This is a genomic window from Catenuloplanes sp. NPDC051500, from assembly GCF_044454585.1.
GTDB lineage: Bacteria > Actinomycetota > Actinomycetes > Mycobacteriales > Micromonosporaceae > Catenuloplanes.
Genome location: NZ_JBITDX010000013.1, coordinates 126638 through 143175 on the forward strand (window position 1 = coordinate 126638; position 16538 = coordinate 143175).

A 16538-nucleotide genomic window follows, 5' to 3' on the forward strand; every position below is an offset into this window, starting at 1 on the left:
CCGGGGCGGGCGGCCTGTGAGCCGCCCGTCCCGTCGTCGCGGCCGCCGTACGGGCGGTATTGCCGACGATCGTCACTTGACCGTGTACCCGTCCACCTGCGCCTGGTTCTGGATCGCCTTCTGCCACTCGGGGAGCAGGTCGACCAGGCTCTTCCCGCCGGCGATCCCCGGGGTGATCGTCTTGGCCCAGATGGCCTCCTGGCTGAAGATGCCGGAGCCCCAGCCCGGCCAGATCAGCGTGCCGACCGTGACGACCGCCCCCAGGTCGGTGGCGTAGTAGCCGCTCGACTCCTGCTTCTTCACCCACTTCTCCGCGGCCGGGGCGAAGGCCGGGTAGCCGGGGGCGACCTCGACCTGGTACGCGTCGGCGGTGGTGGCGAACCGGATGAAGCTCTCCGCGGCCTTGAGGTTCTTCGAGTGGCTGCTGACGAACCAGGTGCCGCCGCCGACGTTTCCGGTCACCGCCTCCTCGCCCTGCCAGGCGGGCGGCGCGGCCACACCGAGCTGACCGGCCGGTACGTTGAGCGACTCCGGGTTGTTGAAGATGGCGCCCGCGTACCAGGCCGGTCCGGGCATCGTCAGCACCTTGCCGGAGTACTTCTGGACGAACTCGGGCGTGAACACGCTGATGTTCGGCGTGGTGCCGTTCTTGATGAGCGTGTCGAGCATCGCGGCGGCCCGGCGGCACTCCGGGGTGCCGGTGTTCACAGTGACGGCCTTCGGGCCGGTGACGTCGTTCGCCTGGCATTTGCTGCCCCAGAAGAAGACCTCGGGGGTCCACGCGTCGCCTGTGGTGCCGACGATGTAGCCGGGGTGCTCCTTGGCGACCTTCTCGCCGAGCGCCTGGTAGTCCTCCCAGGTGGCCGGCACCTGGTAGCCGAACTCGTCGAGCAGCGCCTTGTTGTACCAGAGCACCGCCTGGGCCAGGTCGTTGCGCAGGCAGTAGACCTTCCCGTCGACGGTGCACGGGTTCAGCGCGCCGGCGGTGAACCCGTCGAGCGTGTCCTTGGCGACGAGCCCGCCGTTGAGCACCGCGGCGAACGCCTGCTTGCCGTTGCTCTTCTGGCTGGCCCACGCCGCGTCGTTGTTCTGGCTTGAGAACACCACGTCCGGCCAGCCCTCCTGGGCCCGGTCGAACAGCTGCATCTTGGTACGGAAGGAGTTGGAGCCGTTCGACGAGCCGTCGTAGGTCACCACCTCGACCGGCACGTTCGGGTTCGCCTTCTTGAAGGCGTCCGCGGCCTTGGTGCGATCAGCGTCGACCCAGACCGTGATTGTGGCTTTGTCGTCCTGCGCCACCTGGGGGAAGCCGTAGGCCCCGTCGCCGGCGCTGTCACCGCCGCCCCCGCAACCGGCGAGGGCGAGCGTGAGGATCCCGGCGCTGCCGAGTGCGGTCAGCAGGGTACGGACGGTACGGAAACGCGTGGAGCGAACCATGTCGTTGTCCTTTTTTTGATCATCCTTATTGACGCGGCGTTCATCGACCCGAAATATAAGGGCATACGTATGACGTTTGCAAGGGGGCATCTCCGGCCCCAGATAGCGAGGTCACGGCAATGAAAGGCACGGCATACGACGGTGCGGGCCGCCTGCGGACGGTGACCGTGGAAGCGGAGCCACCCGGCCCCGGCGAGCTGCAGATCGCGGTCGCCTACTGCGGTCTGTGCGGCACCGACCTGCACATCGCGCACGGGAACATGGACGCCCGGGTGCGCACTCCGCTGATCTTCGGTCACGAGGCCTCGGGCACCGTCGCCGCAGTCGGGCCGGGGGTGGACGGCTGGGCGGTCGGCGACCCGCTCACCGTCATGCCGCTGATCTGGGACGGCACCTGCGCCGCCTGCCTCGCGGGCCACCAGCACATCTGCCAGAACCTGACCTTCGTCGGCATCGACTCCCCCGGCGCCCTGCAGCAGCGCTGGAACGTACCCGCGTCGATCGCCGTGCCGTTGCCCGCCGGGCTTGACCTGCGCACCGCGGCACTCGTCGAGCCGGTGGCCGTCGCGGTGCACGACGTCCGGCGGGCAGAGCTGCAGGTCGGCGATCACGTCGTGGTCCTGGGCGGCGGGCCGATCGGCGTGCTCATCGCCAGCGTGGCACGCCACGCGGGGGCCCGCGTGCTGATGGTGGAAATCGACGCCACCCGTCGTCGCCTCATCGCCGGCCTCGGTTTCGACGTGCTTGACCCGGCCGATGACGACCTCGCCGCCGAGGTCGAGCACCGGACCGCGGGCACCGGGGCCGACGTGGTCTTCGAGGTGTCCGGCGCGGCCGCCGCGGTGCGCTCCGCCACGGCCCTGGCCAAGGTGCGGGGCACGATCGTCGTCGTCGCCATCCATCCGGCCCCGCGCGAGATCGACCTGCAACGCGTCTTCTGGCGGGAACTGCGCCTGGTCGGAGCCCGGGTCTACCGGCGCTCCGACTTCGCACGCGCGATCGAGCTGCTGCATCAGGGCGTCATCCCCGCCGGGGAGCTCATCTCCGGCGTCGTGCCGCTGGAGGAGACGGCCGCCGCCGTGGCCGACCTGTCCAGCGGCCGGGCAATGAAGATCCTGGTCGACGTGGCCGGGCAGGAGCAGGCATGAGCGCGCTGTTCGATCTGAGCGGACGGCTCGCGGTCGTCACCGGCGCCCGCCGCGGCATCGGCCGTGCGATGGCCGAGGCACTTGCGGCCGCCGGCGCGGACATCATCGGGGTCAGCGCGCAGCTGCGGCCCGACGACGAGGTCGCGGACGCCGTCCGCGCGCAGGGCCGCTCCTTCGAGGCCCACGCGGTCGACTTCGCCGACCGGGCGGCAGTGCTGGCGCTCGGCGCCGATCTCGCCCGGCGCGCACCGGACATCCTGGTCAACAACGCCGGCACCATCGCGCGTACGCCCGCGGCCGACCATCCGCTTGAGGACTGGGACCGGGTGCTCGAGATCAACCTGTCGAGCCAGTTCGCACTCACCCAGCTGGTCGCCGCGCCGATGCTCGAGCGCGGCCACGGCAAGATCATCTTCACCGCGAGCCTGCTCAGCTTCCAGGGCGGCATCAACGTGCCCGGCTACACCGCGGCCAAGTCCGCGATCGCCGGGCTCACCCGGGCCCTGTCCAACGAATGGGCGGCGCGCGGCGTGAACGTCAACGCCATCGCCCCCGGGTACATCGCCACCGACAACAACACGGCACTGCGCGAGGACCCCGACCGGTCCCAGGCCATCCTGGAGCGCATCCCGGCCGGCCGGTGGGGACAGGGCGCGGACATCGCCGGCAGCACCGTGTTCCTCAGTTCCGCCGCGTCCGACTACGTCTCGGGAGCGGTCCTCCCGGTGGACGGCGGCTGGCTGGGACGATGACCTGACGGACCCGGCCCGCCACGCCGCGGGCCGGGTCCGTCAGGAAACCCCGTGACCGGCGGCCCCGCGTTACCGTAGGCGGCCGAAGCGGTTCACCTCGTCCGCCTCAGCCGCAGGAGCCGTACCGTGCCGAGCAGTAGGCGGTTCGGCCGCTTCGAGGCGCGGATCAGAATCCCGCGTGGCCCCGGCCTGCTGCCCGCCTTCTGGATGATGGGTGACCGCGGCGATTGGCCGGCGAACGGCGAGATCGACGTCATGGAGAACGTCGGCGACCACCCCGGGACCGTCTACGGCACCGTGCACGGTCCCGGCTACTCCGGCGAGGACGACACCGGCCGCGGCGGGGAGACGACGATCGGCGCCGACCTGTCCGCCGACTTCCACACCTACGCGGTGCAATGGGCGCCGGACCGCATCGATTTCACGCTCGACGGCACGACCTACAAGACCGTCACACCCGGCAATCTCCCCGCGGGTACGACGTGGGTCTTCAACGACCAGCCCTTCCACCTGCTGCTCAACGTTGCGGTCGGCGGCGACTGGCCGGGCGCGCCGCACGACGAGGTGCTGCCGCAGGAGATGGTCGTCGACTACGTCCGCGTCTACGCCCCCTGAGCGCCGGGGCCCAGCCGGTCCGCGAGCGTCCGCGCCCTGTGCAGCTGGCCGGCGCGGGCCTGCTTGACCGCGTACGCCCGCATCGGCGCCGCGGCGGTCAGCGTGATCGTGTCGTCGGCCGCCGACCCTTCGGGAATGGGAGCGAGCGCGGTCTCGATGCGCACCCGCACTCCCCCGCCGGTGGCGACCTGCATGACGAACCGGGTGCCGTCCTCCTCGCTGTGGACCCGGACCTTGAGCCGGGTGTGGAAGCGTAGTCCGAGGACGTGCAGCCGCTCGATCGCGGTGTAAGCGGTGGCACCGTCCTCCTCGCGGATGTCCTGCACCGCGATCACCAGGCCGTTGAGCCCCACGTAGCTGGCCGGCTCCAGCAGATGCGCGAGCACCGCGGCGGGCGGTGCCGGGACGGTGAACCGATGGCGCAGCACTTCACTCTTCATATCGACATGCTCCCATGATCGATGTGTCAGGTGACCACGCGGCTCAGCCCAGGTCCGGCGCCCGGTTCCGGAGGCGGTGCACGACCTCGATGACGAGCGTCACCGCGAGTCCGAGCCCGACGCCGACGCCGATGCCGAGCAGCGGGTTGTCCTGGAACAGCAGCCCGCCGAGGAAGCCGGACATCACCGTGTAGCCGCTCCAGGTGACCGCGGCGATCGCGGTGAACAGCAGGTAGTGCCAGAACGGATAGCCGACGATGCCTGTGGTCATGGTGGCGAGGTACCGGCCGACCGGAATGAACCGGGTGGACACGAGCACGAAGCCGCCGCGGCGTGCCAGCTCCGCCGCGAGCCAGTCGTGGGTCCGGCGGCGCTTGGACCCGGGCGGCATGCGCTTCACAAGCCGTCCTTTGAGGACACGGCCGACGCCGTACGGGATGAGGTCACCGAGGAACGCGCCGGCAGCGGTGGTGGTGCGCACATCCGATCCTGAGGGGTCGTGAGGAGGTGGGGTGTCACGGCGCTTCGGCGAGCATCCAGTGGCTGAAGGCGGCGTAGTGACGGGCGTACTCCTCGGCGTCGCGCGAGCGTTCGACGGCCGCGGACAGCTCGTGGACGGTGTCGTACCGCGTGAGCCGGTCGGCGTCGTACCGGGCCAGCGCCGCGCTGACGTCCGCGCCGGGGCCGAGCAGCCCGGCCAGCACGCCGACGTCCTCGATGCCGAGCGTGCCGCCGGCGGAGATGTGCGGTGACAGGCCGTGGGCGGCGTCGCCGATCAGTGCGACGCGGGCACCACTGAAGCGCGGCAGCCGCGGTACGACAACGATCTGGTTGTGCAGGATGCGGTCGTCCGGCGTGCGGGCGATGAGGCGGCGCAGCGGCTCGCCCCAGCCGCCGTCGTCGAGATGCCCGGCGCGTTGCAGCGCCTGTTCCTTGACGGTCCCGGTCAGCGGCGGGCAGTCGAACTGGTTGACCATCCAGGTGGTGTTGCCGCCGTAGGTGCGGGTGAATCCGCCGCGGGTGCGGTGGTGTCCGACGGTGAGCACGCTGCCCTGCGCCGGTTCGTCGCCGGCCGGGACGACGGCCCGCCAGGCGTGGTGGCCCGCGTGCGGTGTGGCGCGGTAGCCGGGCAGCAGCGCCTCCCGCACCCGGGAGTAGACGCCGTCGGCGCCGATGAGCAGGTCCGCGTCGGCGGACGAGCCGTCGTCGAAGCGGACGGTCACCGCGCCGGGCCGTTCGTCGAACCCGGTCACCGTGCGGCCGAGCCGGATCCGGGCGGGGGTGAGCACGTCGGCGAGCAGACGGGTGAGCTCCGGCCGGGGAAGCAGCAGCATGGTGTGGTCGGCCTCGGTGGACCCGGGCGCGCGGAACCGGTCGCCCGCCGCGTTGTAGAACCAGGTGCGCACGGTCGTGCCGATCGCCTCGACGTCGTCGCCGACGCCGATCCGCGCGAACACGTCGAGGGCGTTGCGCCACAGGCCGATCGCGGCCCCGGCGGCGCGGATCTCGGTCGCCTGCTCGCAGACCAGGACGTCGGCACCGGCGCGGTGCAGGGCCAGGCCGGTGGTGAGGCCGACGAGGCCACCCCCGGCGATGATGACACGCATGCGGAACTCCTAGCGGATGGTCGGGTGGAAGCGCTGATCTCCACACTGGACGTCCGCATGCATGATGTCCAATGCATCCTTGCTAACCAAAGCTTTACCCCGACGCAACCTAATGGGGCGGGCCGCCGCGCCCGGCGGGCACGGCGGCCCCGGCGTCACCCGACGTGCTTCTGCTGGCACGGCACGCAGAAGCGGGCGTGCGGCAGCACCGCGAGTCGCGCGACCGGAATCGGCACTCGGCACCGCTGGCAGCCGCCGTAGGTGTTCCGGATCCGGTGACCTGACGCATGGCGGCACGCGGGCCGGGGTGGGCACCGGCGGCGCCCACCCCGGCAGCTGTCACTTCGGGATGGCGGTCCCGTGCCGGCAGCCCGAGCAGCCGACCGCACTGAGCCCGGTCCACGAGGTCAGGTTCGCGCTGGTGGCCGTCCAGATGCCGCCGTTTGTGTACTTGTCGACGTAGATGCGGTACTGGCCGTTGTCCATCCGTACCAGTGACGGCCCTTCGTAGCCGGAGGTCCAGAGCGTCCCCTGCCGGGTCCAGCCGCTGGTGAGGCTGTTGCTGGTCCAGCGCTCGATGTACTTCGTGGTCTCGTTCTTCGTGAAGGCGTGATAGGTGCTTCCGGACCTCACGACGTAGGTGTCGATGTAGTTGTAGCCGAGGCCGCCCATCTGCTGCGGGCCGCTCCAGGACGTGAGGCTCGCGTTCTGCGCCGTGTAGACGTACGGCCGGAAGCCGCTCGTGTTCGTGGTCTGCCTGACGCTGACGATGACCCGGACCGTGCCGCCCTCGAGGTAGAACTCCGGCGCCCACACGTTCTGCGGGTCGGAGACGCCGGCCGGGACGGTGGCGATGTTCGTCCAGGTCCGCAGGTCGGTGCTGCGGGCGACCGCGAAGTACGTCGAGTTCGTCGTCCAGGACTGCCAGGTGTACGCGACGAAGTAGGTGCTCCCCTGCCGGATGATGCTCGGGTCCCGGAGCACGCCTGTCGGCCCGCGGAAGTTGGTGTCGTAGAGGACGCTGTAGTTCGCGCCCCCGTCGGTGGACTGGTAGACCCAGAGCTCCTGGTCCGCCGCCGCGTCACCCTTGAACGTCGTGTAGATCAACGTGGTGGCCGCGGACGCCGGCCGGGGCACGACCAGGGCGCCGAGCACGACGGCGATCAGCGCGACGAACACGCGGAACAGCCTGGCCGTGGTCATGAATCACCCCCGGGGCCCGCGATCGAGACACCTGTGGCCACCGGCGTGCCGAGGTTGGGCGAGCCGTCGGAGTTCCAGCCGATCTTCTGCGCACGGGTGGTACGGGTCGCGCCACACCCCTGACCGGCCGACGAGTTCGCGTGGTAGACGATCCACATCTCGGTACCGTCCGGCGAGTTGACGAAGGAGTGGTGACCCGGCCCGTAGACGCCGTTGGCATCGCTGCGCGCGAAGATCGGCGTCGACTTCTTCGTCCAGGAGCCGGGCGACATCGGGTCCCCGCCGGTCCAGGTCAGTTGGCCGAGCTTGTAGTCAGGCGTGTTGCACGAGCTCGCGGAGTAGGTGAGGAACGTCTTCCCGCCGTGGTAGAGCGCGTAGGGGCCTTCGTTGACCGCGCCGCCCTGCCGCTCCCAGGACAGCGTCGGCGAGGAGATCCGCACCCCGTTGCGGGAGACCTGGATCGCCGACGACATCGGCGCGATGAACAGGCCCTGCTCCCCGCCGCGGAAGGCGGAGTAGACGAAGTGGTCCGGCCACCCGTTGAAGCGGACCACGCTGCCGTCGATCGCCCACCCGCCACCAGGTTCAAGATTCAGAATCCCGCGGTACGTGTAGGTCCCGTACGGATCGGCCGTGTCGCTCTCCAGCACGCCGGTCCGGCGCTGGCCCTGCCCCGGCGACGGTTCCGCGGAGAAGTAGATGTACCAGCGGCCGTTCGTGTACTGCAGGTCCGGCGCCCACATCGTGCAGCAGCCGGGCCCCGCTGTAAGCGTGAACAACGTCTTCTCCGCCGCGGTCTTCAGGCCGGCCATTGTGGACGACCGGCGCATGATGATCTGCGAGGACCAGGTCGTCGCCACGTAGTACCAGTTGCCACCGGAGTACGCGATCGAGGGATCCGCGCTGTTCGGCGTACCCACGAGGGGGTTGGTGAAGGACGGGCCGGGCGCCGCGAGCGCGGGCGAGGCGGGGACGGCCGCGCTCAGCACGGGCACGAAGACGAGGACTGCGGCGGCGGTGAGCAACCGCCTCGCCGCTTTCCATCTGTGGTTCGCGAACATGGGGTCCCTTCTCGGCGGGCGCCGCATGTGGGGCGGCTGCCACCTATGTGAGCGCTAACATGGGCAATCGAAAACCGGACTACCATCGGATTTCGTCGATGTCACATGTGTAATGGAGTCGAATCGAGATCGCCACAGCGCGAACACACTCCGCCGTAAACGCTCAGACGCGTTCATCCGCCGCGACGGCAACCCCGTTCGCGGTACGCTGCCGGACGGCCACGTCTTGCCTCAGGAGGAACGCGCATGTGCCGCAATATCCACCCGCTGCACAACTTCGCACCGCCGGCCACGCCGGACGAGGTGCACGCGGCGGCGCTGCAGTACGTCCGGAAGGTCGCCGGGACCACCAAGCCGTCCCAGGCCAACCAGGAGGTCTTCGACCAGGCGGTGGCCGCGGTGGTGGCCGCCACCCAGGCGCTGCTGGACGGGCTGGTCACCACCGCCCCGCCCAAGGACCGCGAGGTGGAGGCCGCCAAGGGCCGGGCCCGCGCGGAACGCCGCTACGCCTCCTGACCCGAGCTACGCCTCCCGGATCCCCGTCACGAGGAATCGGGTCGCCAGCGCCGTGACCAGGAATATCACCGCGAGCAACGCCCAGCCCGGCGCGCCCCGGTCGATCGCGGTCGCGGTCACCACCACCGGCGCGGCCATCGCGCCGATCGCGAACCCGGTGCCGTAGACGCCCTGGTACGCGCCGATCGCGTCGGCCGGCGCCAGCTCGAAGCTGATGCTCCAACCGGCCGCGCTCGAGGTGATCTCGGCGAGCGTGTGCACAGCCGCGGCCGCCAGCAGCGTCACCACCGCGGCGAGCGCGGGCAGCTCGCCGGCGACCGCCCAGAGCAGGCAGGCGAACGCCATCAGCCAGCCCGCCCAGGTCATCGCCCGGCCGGCCCCGCGCAGGTCGGACGTGCCGCGGCTGAGCCGCACCTGAAGCCCGACGACGAGCGCGGTGTTGAGCAGCAGCAGCGCGGACACCAGCACGTCCGGCGCCTCGGTGTGGTGCACGACCCAGAGCGGCACCGCGATCTCGAACAGGCCGAACTGGATGCCGAAAACCCCGTTCAGCGCGGCGAGAAGCAGGAACCTCCTGTCCCGGTACGGGCCGCGCGAGGGGGCGCCGGTGGCCTCCCCGGTCCCGGGTCGTGCGTCGATCCGCTCGGCGGGCAGGCCGAGCAGCAGTACGGCCGCCGCCAGGAAGAGCGCGCCCGCCGCCACCATCGTCACCCGGTAGGCGGCCGGGGTGCCGATCGCCAGCGGGATCGCGGCGAGCGCGGTGCCGGCCGCGATGCCCGCGTTCGTCACCGTGCGGATCAGTGCCCGGATCCGTACCCGCTCCTCGCCCGGGAACGCCCGGCCGATCGCGGCGGAACGCACCGACGCGCCGCCCTGCTGTCCCAGCACCACGAGCGACGCGACAAGGATCAGCGTCGGCAGGTCGCGGACCAGGACGTAAGCGGTCAGCGCGCCGCCCTGCACCACGTGCAGCACGACAAGCATGCGATGTGAGCTCCACCTGTCCGCGAGGTGCCCGAAGCCGAGCGAGCTGAGCACGCCCACGCCGCCGGCCACGGTCAGCCCGAGCCCGACCGTCACCGCCGGGATCCCGGCCACGCCGATCAGGTAGAGCGAGGTGAGCGTGAAGAACGCGCCCCGGCCGACGGTGTCGACAGCGGTCACGGTGAGCAGGCGGCGGAGGGCGGGGTCGTCGCGGACGAGCGCGGTCGTGGTGGTCACTCGTCCAGTTCTGCCCGACAGTGCCCGCGGGTGGAATCGATGTAGCGTAGGGCTTCATGATGAGGTACGTGCTGGCGCCGGGCGACGTGACCGCGATCCGGTTCGGCATCTCGCCGCTGAGCGAGCTGGGCATGGGCCTGCGCGCGCTGCGGTTCCCCGAGCGCTATCCGCTGCAACGCCCCTGGATGGACCGGATCGCAGCGGTGCTGCCGCTCGTCGACCTGGAACCGTTGCAGGCGCTCGTCGACGAGCGCAACTGGGTTGCCGACTTCGTCAACCCGCGCCCGGCCTCGCCACTTACCGTCTTCGACGACGAGCTGGCCGCGCTCGCCCTGATCACCCCGCAGCGCCTGCGCACCGACCTGGAACGCGTGCACGGCGACGTCCCGGACGTGTTCCGCGGCGACCACGCGACCGCCGTACGGCGGATGATCGACGCACTGGCCGCGATGTGGCGACTGTGCTTCGCACCGTCCTGGACCCGCATGCGCGCGGTGCTCGAGGCGGACGTCCTGTACCGCGGCCGGATCGCGGCCGGGGCAGGGCTCGGGACCGCGCTCACCGGGTTGTCCTCGCGGGTGACGTTCGACGGCCGGCACCTCGACGTGCGCCTGGCCTCGGGCCTGTCCGGGGTGCGCCAGGTCCGCGGCGAGGGTGTGACGCTGATGCCGTCGATGTTCGTCAACCGGGTCTGCATCCCGGCCGACGACACGCTCCCCCCGGTGATCATGTACCCGGCGCGGGGCCAGGGCGCGATGTGGTCGCCCGCGGCCGCACCGGACGCGGGCGCGGTCCGCGAGCTGCTCGGCGCCGCCCGGGCCGCGCTGCTGGCCGCGCTCGGCGAGCCCGCCTCCTCCACCGAGCTGGCGCTTCGCCTCGGCGTCACCACCTCCGCCGTCAACCAGCAGCTGCGCCTGCTGGCCCGCGCCGGCCTGCTCAACCGGGCTCGCTACGGCCGCAGCGTCCTCTACTACCGCAGCGACCTCGGCGAGTCCCTGGCCGGGCCGGCCGGCACCTGACCTGTCGTCACTCGTCAGCGCCGGGCCGGCGGCCCCGGGCCTCGGGCCTTGGCGGACGGTCAGTCGGCGCGGTGCAGGTCGTCGAGGGCGCCGCTGAGGGTGACGACGCCGGGCTCGCCCTCGGTCGAGCCGGTGATCTGGTCGCCGGAGGCGTACACGTCGGTGGCGAAGAGCCCGGCGGTGTCGATCCGCAGATATCCGGTGCTGACCAGGTGCTCCGCGGTACCGGCGGCGACGTCCGGCCGCACGTCGGTGCCGGGCATCTGCACCGCGGTGATCGTGCCGACGGTGTCACCGAGTGAGTCGACGACTGTCATTCCGGTGGTGACGCGCGCGATCGGCAGCGCGTCGACCGGCATCTCGGGCGTGAATTGAGGCTGCATACCGACCACGTTCCCACCCGGTATCGCGGAAAACCTCACCGTGGCGGCGGATCGGCGACGGCCCCGGCGCCCACCCCCGCACACGTACCGTGGAACGGGTTTTGATCATGAAAAGACGCCGGGAACAGGCCGATCGCGGAGGGTCTCACAGAACCCCGGGCGGGGCTCAGCCGGGCTGGATGGAGCCGGCCAGGTTGGTGATCCGGCCGAGGTCGTCGAAGGTGACGCGCATGTCGGTGCCGCCGGGGTGGCGGCCGGTGACCTCGGTGGGGGTGTCCGTGACCTGCCAGCCCTGCTGGGACAGGAACGAGGTGACCATCAGGCGGTGATCGACAGGGAAGCCCTGCAGGATCTGGCCGACGACTGTGAAGACGCGCTCGGGGCGGGCCGGCGCGATGATCTCGGCGGGCAGGCCCTCGAGGTGGAAGAAGACCGCGCCACCGTCGTACGGTCCCCGGTAGTAGGCCCGGCCGGAGAGCGCTGACGCGATCAGCGCCAGCCGCGCGCCCTGCGCCCGGTCCAGCGGGAACGACGCCTCGGTCAGCTCGGGGACGCCGTTGGCGACGCCGTACTCACGCAGCCAGCCGGCGAGGCCGAGCAGCGCCGGTGGGATGCCGCTGCCCTCGTTCGCCCACGCCCACAGCCAGGTGCGGTCCAGTTCGCTCTCGGTGCCGAGCAGCTGCACCTGGTATCGCAGGTCGTTACCGAAAGTAGCCGTACCCTCGGTCAGGTCGAGTTGCCAGTCACGCTCTCCGATATGATCCGCGAGCGCGAGCTGGCGGGCGAACGCGGTGGCGACGTGCCTGTTGAACAGTTCCTCGAACGGTGTCACGGGACCATGTTGCACCTGGTCATCGCGGGCGGCCAAGTCGGCGGGCGCCTGCGGCCGGGTGGGCTCGGAGTGCCGCGGGACGGGGTGGCGAGGTGCGTACCGGATCCAGAGTTCGTGTTGCGTAGATATTGACGCGAGGGGTCGGTGCGGTAACAATCCTGAGAGAGCGCTCTCTCATCGATGTTGCACGGTCACCCCCGTTCCGCCGTACGTCTGTCCCCCCGGACGCGCGGCAACCCGTCCGACAGGCAGGAACATGGCACACCCGACACTGACTTCCCCACCGCCGCACAAACGTCGACGCCGCGGGCTGGTCGTGCTCAGCAGCGTTCTCGCCGCGGCCCTCGGCATCACCGCCGCCTCGGTCACCCTCAACGCCAACGCGGCGGAGACGCCGCTGTCGCAGGGCAAGCCGGCCACCGCCTCGTCCGTCGAGGCCGGCTTCAACCCGTCCGCCGCGGTCGACGGCGACACAGGCACCCGCTGGTCAAGCGCGTTCGCCGACCCGCAGTGGCTGCAGGTCGACCTGGGCAGCACCCAGACGATCAGCCGCGTCGACCTGAACTGGGAGGCGGCGTTCGCCTCGGCGTTCACCATCCAGACCTCGCCGAACGGGTCCACCTGGACGGACATCACCCCGGTCACCGCGGGCAAGGCCGGCGCGCAGTCGCTTACCGTGTCCGGCAGCGGCCGGTACGTGCGGCTGAACGGCACCGCGCGGGCCACCCCGTACGGCTACTCGCTCTGGGAGTTCCAGGTCTTCGGCGCCGGCTCGAACCCGACGAATCCCCCCACCACGCCGAGCCTGCCGACCTCCGACACCCCTGACTTCGGCGCGAACGTGCGGATCTTCGATTCGTCCTCGTCCGCGGCGACGATCCAGTCGGCTGTGGACGCGGCGTTCAACGCGCAGCTGCGCAGCCCGACCGCGCAGTTCGGCACGCAGCGCCACGTGTTCCTGTTCAAGCCCGGCACGTACGGCCGGGTCTGGGCGAACGTCGGCTTCTACACCTCGATCGCCGGTCTCGGCCTCAACCCCGACGACGTGACGATCAACGGCGCGATCAACGTCGACTCCGGCTGGAACTACGGCGACGAGAAGAACGCGACGCAGAACTTCTGGCGCAGCATGGAGAACCTGTCGATCGTGCCCGAGGGCGGCACCAACCGCTGGGCCGTCTCGCAGGCCGCCCCGATGCGCCGGGTGCACATCAAGGGCAACCTGACGCTCGCGCCGTCCAACCAGGACAATGGGCAGGGCTACTCAAGCGGCGGCTACCTGGCCGACTCCGTGGTCGACGGCGTGGTCTCCTCCGGCTCGCAGCAGCAGTGGTACACCCGTGACAGCCGGATCAGCCGCTGGGACGGCGGCGTGTGGAACATGGTCTACTCCGGCGTCCAGGGCGCCCCGGCCAACGCGTTCCCGAACCCGCCGCACACCACGCTTGCGACCACCCCGGTCACCCGGGAGAAGCCGTACCTCTACGTCGACAGCGCCGGCCTCTACCGCGTCTTCGTGCCGGCTCTGCGGCGCAACTCCGCGGGTGCGAACTGGCCGAACACCGCCGGCTCCTCGATCCCGATGCGCGAGTTCTACGTCGCCAAGCCCGGTGACAGCGCCGCGCGGATCAACGCCGCTCTCGCCCAGGGCCTGAACCTGTTCTTCACCCCGGGCACCTACTCCCTCGACGACACCCTCCGGGTCACCCGCGCCAACACAGTGGTGACCGGCATCGGCTTCCCGACCCTGATCCCGAACAACGGGGTCGAGGCGCTCAACGTCGCCGACGTCGACGGTGTCAAGATCAGCGGCCTCACCTTCGACGCCGGCACGACGAACAGCCCGACGCTGATGAGCGTCGGCCGGTCCGGCGTCCACACCGACCACGCGGCGAACCCGACCAGCATCCAGGACGTCTTCTTCCGCATCGGCAGCAGCGTCCAGGGCAAGGCCACCACCACGCTCGCCGTACACGCCGACGACACGATCATCGACCACATCTGGGCCTGGCGGGCCGACCACGGTGGCGCACCCACCGGCTGGACCGTCAACACAGGTGACACCGGCCTCGTCGTGAACGGCGACGACGTCCTCGCCACCGGCCTGTTCGTCGAGCACTACCAGAAGTACGAGGTGATCTGGAACGGCAACCGGGGGAAGACGATCTTCTTCCAGAACGAGAAGCCGTACGACGTACCCAACCAGGCGGCCTGGATCGGGCCGCGGGGCAACGGCTACGCCGCCTACAAGGTCGCCGACGCCGTCACCGACCACCAGCTGTGGGGCGGCGGCTCCTACGCCTACTTCAACGTCAACCCCAGCGTCCGGGTGGACCGCGCCTTCGAGGTGCCGAACCGCTCCGGCGTCCAGCTGCGCAGCATCCTGACCGTCTCGCTCGGCGACGTCGGCACCATCGCCAACGTCGTCAACGACACGGGCGGCCCGGTCCCCAACCCGGCCGGCAACACCACGCCCCGCCAGGTCGTGGCCTACCCCTGATCCCCTCCGCAGTACCGACGTGAACCCGGCGGCCACCGGTGCGATCCGCACCGGTGGCCGCCACCGTTTCAGCCGCGAGCGGCGCGACGGGGCCGCTGACCGGATGCGAGCGTTCTTTCCGGTTCCGGTCCCGTCGGCAGCCTGGATTTGATCTCCTTGGGGTGTCTGGCCGAGGAGAGGGTGCGACCTGTGGCGCGCTGGCACGCGGTAATCACCGACCGCCGGGTCCTGACGAAGATCATGCTGGCGGTGGGCGTCATCGCCGCGTTCAGCCTGTTCGACGGGCTCTACGCGCTGTCAAGCGTCGGCGCGGTCAACGACCAGGTCAAGCGGGTCTACCAGCACAATCTGGAGCTGGAGACGATAGGGGATCTGCGCGCGGCCGTGAACCGCACCTGGCTGGCCGCGGACGACTACCTGCTCGCCACCGACGCCGCCGGGCGCACGGCCGCCGGGCAGAGCCTGGACAAGGCCGAGACGGACGTGCAGACCGCGATCACCACCTTCACCGGCTACCCCGACCTGCCCGCGGACTCCGAGACCAACCTCGCCACGTTCCAGACCGGCTGGACGAGCTTCCGGGCGCTGCTCACCGACCGGCTCCTGCCCCTCGCCGACGCGGGCAACACCACAGAGATCGCCACGGTACGCACCGGCGAGCTGGAGACCTCGAAGACCGCGGTCCGGGCCACGCTCAACGCGCTCGTCGACGAGACCGTGACCGCGTCGTCGGAGCAGGAGGCCGCCGCCGAGGAGGTCTACGGCGAGACGAAGGTCTGGGTCACCACCATCCTGCTGCTCAGCACCGCGCTCGGCCTCGCGTTCGCCGCGGTCGTCGCCCGGCTCATCGTCGCGCCGCTGAGCCGGGCGGTCGGCGCCCTCGACCGGATCAGCGGCGGCGACCTCACCGCCAGGGTCACGGTGACCGGCAAGGACGAGATCGGCCGGCTCAGCGGCACGCTCAACCGCACCGCCGACGCGATGGCCGGCATGGTCCGGCAGGTCGGCGAGAACTCCGAGATGCTCGCCTCCGCATCGGAACAGCTCACCGCGGTCGCCTCCGAACTGTCCCGGTCCGCCGAGGCCACCTCCACCCAGGTCGGTACCGTCTCCGACGCCGCGAACCAGGTCTCGCAGAGCGTCCGGGCGGTCGCGTCCGGCGCCGACGAGATGGGCATCTCGATCCGCGAGATCGCCAACAACGCCGGCGAGGCCGCCACGGTCGCGGCCGAGGCGGCCCACACCGCGCAGACCACGAACGCCGGCGTGATCAAGCTCGGCGAGGCGTCCACCGAGATCGGCGCCGTGATCGCGCTGATCACCGCGATCGCCCAGCAGACCAACCTCCTCGCGCTGAACGCCACAATCGAGGCGGCGCGCGCGGGCGAGGCCGGCAAGGGATTCGCCGTGGTCGCCAGCGAGGTCAAGGACCTCGCCCAGGAGACCGCCAAGGCCACCGAGCAGATCTCCGCCCAGGTCGCGAACATCCAGTCCGAGACGCAGGGCACGGTCGAGGCGATCGGCAACATCGCCGCCGTCATCGCCACGATCAACGACTACACCACCACAATCGCCAGCGCGGTCGAGGAACAGACCGCCACCACAGGCGAGATGGCCCGCAGCGTGAGCGAGGCCGCGGACGGCTCGTCGCGCATCGCCGACACCATCTCCGGCGTCGCCGCCGCGGCCGACTCGGTCACCGGCGGCGCCGCCGACACCCGGCAGACCGCGGCGGAACTGGCCCGCATGGCCGCGGAACTGCGGCGCACGGTGTCGGCATACCAGGTCTGACATCCGCGCTACG

Annotated in this window: 17 protein-coding genes; 7 read left to right on the forward strand and 10 right to left on the reverse strand. The window is 70.8% G+C overall.

Going from position 1 to position 16538, the window contains the following annotated elements:
* Nucleotides 1-72: 72 nt before the first annotated feature.
* Nucleotides 73-1437, reverse strand: a complete 1365-nt coding sequence (locus tag ACIA8K_RS25445) for an ABC transporter substrate-binding protein (RefSeq protein WP_396063394.1) — start codon at nt 1435-1437, stop codon at nt 73-75.
* A 119-nt stretch (nt 1438-1556) separates the two neighbouring features.
* On the opposite strand from ACIA8K_RS25445, the gene ACIA8K_RS25450 reads away from it, so the two are divergent.
* The 3 genes from ACIA8K_RS25450 (at nt 1557) to ACIA8K_RS25460 (ending at nt 3952) form a co-directional block, all read left to right on the forward strand.
* A complete protein-coding gene (locus ACIA8K_RS25450) occupies nt 1557-2585 on the forward strand; it encodes a zinc-binding dehydrogenase (RefSeq protein ID WP_396063396.1) in 1029 nt (342 codons plus the stop codon).
* The gene (locus tag ACIA8K_RS25455) at nt 2582-3337 is read left to right on the forward strand and encodes an SDR family oxidoreductase (protein ID WP_396063398.1); all 756 of its coding nucleotides are present in this window, start codon (nt 2582-2584) and stop codon (nt 3335-3337) included. Before ACIA8K_RS25450 ends, ACIA8K_RS25455 begins: the two co-directional genes overlap by 4 nt.
* A gap of 126 nt (nt 3338-3463) precedes the next feature.
* Nucleotides 3464-3952 (forward strand): family 16 glycosylhydrolase, encoded by a 489-nt coding sequence (locus tag ACIA8K_RS25460; protein ID WP_396063400.1) that lies wholly within the window; start codon nt 3464-3466, stop codon nt 3950-3952.
* Here ACIA8K_RS25460 and ACIA8K_RS25465 read toward each other — a convergent pair.
* From ACIA8K_RS25465 to ACIA8K_RS25490, 6 genes are all read right to left on the reverse strand, one after another.
* Nucleotides 3940-4392 (reverse strand): hypothetical protein, encoded by a 453-nt coding sequence (locus ACIA8K_RS25465; RefSeq protein WP_396063402.1) that lies wholly within the window; start codon nt 4390-4392, stop codon nt 3940-3942. The two genes, ACIA8K_RS25460 and ACIA8K_RS25465, sit on opposite strands and share 13 nt — an antisense overlap.
* A 43-nt stretch (nt 4393-4435) precedes the next feature.
* On the reverse strand, nt 4436-4873 hold the full coding sequence (locus tag ACIA8K_RS25470) for a DedA family protein (RefSeq protein WP_396063404.1): 438 nt from the start codon (nt 4871-4873) through the stop codon (nt 4436-4438).
* 34 nt (nt 4874-4907) lie between these two features.
* Nucleotides 4908-5999, reverse strand: coding sequence for an FAD-dependent monooxygenase (locus ACIA8K_RS25475; RefSeq protein WP_396063406.1), 1092 nt, complete (start codon nt 5997-5999; stop codon nt 4908-4910).
* 155 nt (nt 6000-6154) lie between these two features.
* Nucleotides 6155-6388, reverse strand: a complete 234-nt coding sequence (locus ACIA8K_RS25480; protein ID WP_396063408.1) for a TraR/DksA family transcriptional regulator — start codon at nt 6386-6388, stop codon at nt 6155-6157.
* Entirely contained in the window at nt 6339-7202 is an 864-nt protein-coding gene (locus ACIA8K_RS25485; protein ID WP_396063410.1) for a hypothetical protein, read from the reverse strand. The genes ACIA8K_RS25480 and ACIA8K_RS25485 overlap by 50 nt, the downstream gene beginning before the upstream one ends.
* The gene (locus ACIA8K_RS25490; RefSeq protein WP_396063412.1) at nt 7199-8263 is read right to left on the reverse strand and encodes a family 43 glycosylhydrolase; all 1065 of its coding nucleotides are present in this window, start codon (nt 8261-8263) and stop codon (nt 7199-7201) included. Before ACIA8K_RS25490 ends, ACIA8K_RS25485 begins: the two co-directional genes overlap by 4 nt.
* 246 nt (nt 8264-8509) lie before the next feature.
* On the opposite strand from ACIA8K_RS25490, the gene ACIA8K_RS25495 reads away from it, so the two are divergent.
* Entirely contained in the window at nt 8510-8779 is a 270-nt protein-coding gene (locus ACIA8K_RS25495; protein WP_396063414.1) for a DUF2277 domain-containing protein, read from the forward strand.
* A 6-nt stretch (nt 8780-8785) separates the two neighbouring features.
* Here ACIA8K_RS25495 and ACIA8K_RS25500 read toward each other — a convergent pair whose 3' ends face one another.
* The gene (locus ACIA8K_RS25500; RefSeq protein ID WP_396063416.1) at nt 8786-10000 is read right to left on the reverse strand and encodes an MFS transporter; all 1215 of its coding nucleotides are present in this window, start codon (nt 9998-10000) and stop codon (nt 8786-8788) included.
* Nucleotides 10001-10056: 56 nt separating this feature from the next.
* Here ACIA8K_RS25500 and ACIA8K_RS25505 point away from each other — a divergent pair, with 56 nt between their 5' ends.
* Nucleotides 10057-11019, forward strand: coding sequence for a DUF5937 family protein (locus ACIA8K_RS25505; protein WP_396063418.1), 963 nt, complete (start codon nt 10057-10059; stop codon nt 11017-11019).
* Between the two features lie 59 nt (nt 11020-11078).
* On the opposite strand, the gene ACIA8K_RS25510 is transcribed toward ACIA8K_RS25505, so the two are convergent.
* Both ACIA8K_RS25510 and ACIA8K_RS25515 read right to left on the reverse strand, forming a co-directional pair.
* Nucleotides 11079-11402 carry a hypothetical protein gene (locus tag ACIA8K_RS25510; RefSeq protein ID WP_396063420.1) on the reverse strand — a complete coding sequence of 108 codons (324 nt, stop codon included), beginning with the start codon at nt 11400-11402 and terminating at the stop codon, nt 11079-11081.
* A gap of 166 nt (nt 11403-11568) precedes the next feature.
* Nucleotides 11569-12234, reverse strand: a complete 666-nt coding sequence (locus tag ACIA8K_RS25515) for a DUF6882 domain-containing protein (protein WP_396063422.1) — start codon at nt 12232-12234, stop codon at nt 11569-11571.
* A gap of 256 nt (nt 12235-12490) precedes the next feature.
* On the opposite strand from ACIA8K_RS25515, the gene ACIA8K_RS25520 reads away from it, so the two are divergent.
* On the forward strand, nt 12491-14734 hold the full coding sequence (locus ACIA8K_RS25520; protein ID WP_396063424.1) for a discoidin domain-containing protein: 2244 nt from the start codon (nt 12491-12493) through the stop codon (nt 14732-14734).
* A gap of 189 nt (nt 14735-14923) precedes the next feature.
* Nucleotides 14924-16525 carry a methyl-accepting chemotaxis protein gene (locus tag ACIA8K_RS25525; protein ID WP_396063426.1) on the forward strand — a complete coding sequence of 534 codons (1602 nt, stop codon included), beginning with the start codon at nt 14924-14926 and terminating at the stop codon, nt 16523-16525.
* Nucleotides 16526-16538: the final 13 nt, after the last annotated feature.

Coding starts and splice junctions, on each gene's coding strand:
- ACIA8K_RS25445 (WP_396063394.1), bottom strand. CDS start 1,437: ATGGTTCGCTCCACGCGTTTCCGTACCGTCCGTACCCTGCTGACCGCA.
- ACIA8K_RS25450 (WP_396063396.1), top strand. CDS start 1,557: ATGAAAGGCACGGCATACGACGGTGCGGGCCGCCTGCGGACGGTGACC.
- ACIA8K_RS25455 (WP_396063398.1), top strand. CDS start 2,582: ATGAGCGCGCTGTTCGATCTGAGCGGACGGCTCGCGGTCGTCACCGGC.
- ACIA8K_RS25465 (WP_396063402.1), bottom strand. CDS start 4,392: ATGAAGAGTGAAGTGCTGCGCCATCGGTTCACCGTCCCGGCACCGCCC.
- ACIA8K_RS25475 (WP_396063406.1), bottom strand. CDS start 5,999: ATGCGTGTCATCATCGCCGGGGGTGGCCTCGTCGGCCTCACCACCGGC.
- ACIA8K_RS25485 (WP_396063410.1), bottom strand. CDS start 7,202: ATGACCACGGCCAGGCTGTTCCGCGTGTTCGTCGCGCTGATCGCCGTC.
- ACIA8K_RS25490 (WP_396063412.1), bottom strand. CDS start 8,263: ATGTTCGCGAACCACAGATGGAAAGCGGCGAGGCGGTTGCTCACCGCC.
- ACIA8K_RS25495 (WP_396063414.1), top strand. CDS start 8,510: ATGTGCCGCAATATCCACCCGCTGCACAACTTCGCACCGCCGGCCACG.
- ACIA8K_RS25505 (WP_396063418.1), top strand. CDS start 10,057: ATGATGAGGTACGTGCTGGCGCCGGGCGACGTGACCGCGATCCGGTTC.
- ACIA8K_RS25510 (WP_396063420.1), bottom strand. CDS start 11,402: ATGCAGCCTCAATTCACGCCCGAGATGCCGGTCGACGCGCTGCCGATC.
- ACIA8K_RS25520 (WP_396063424.1), top strand. CDS start 12,491: ATGGCACACCCGACACTGACTTCCCCACCGCCGCACAAACGTCGACGC.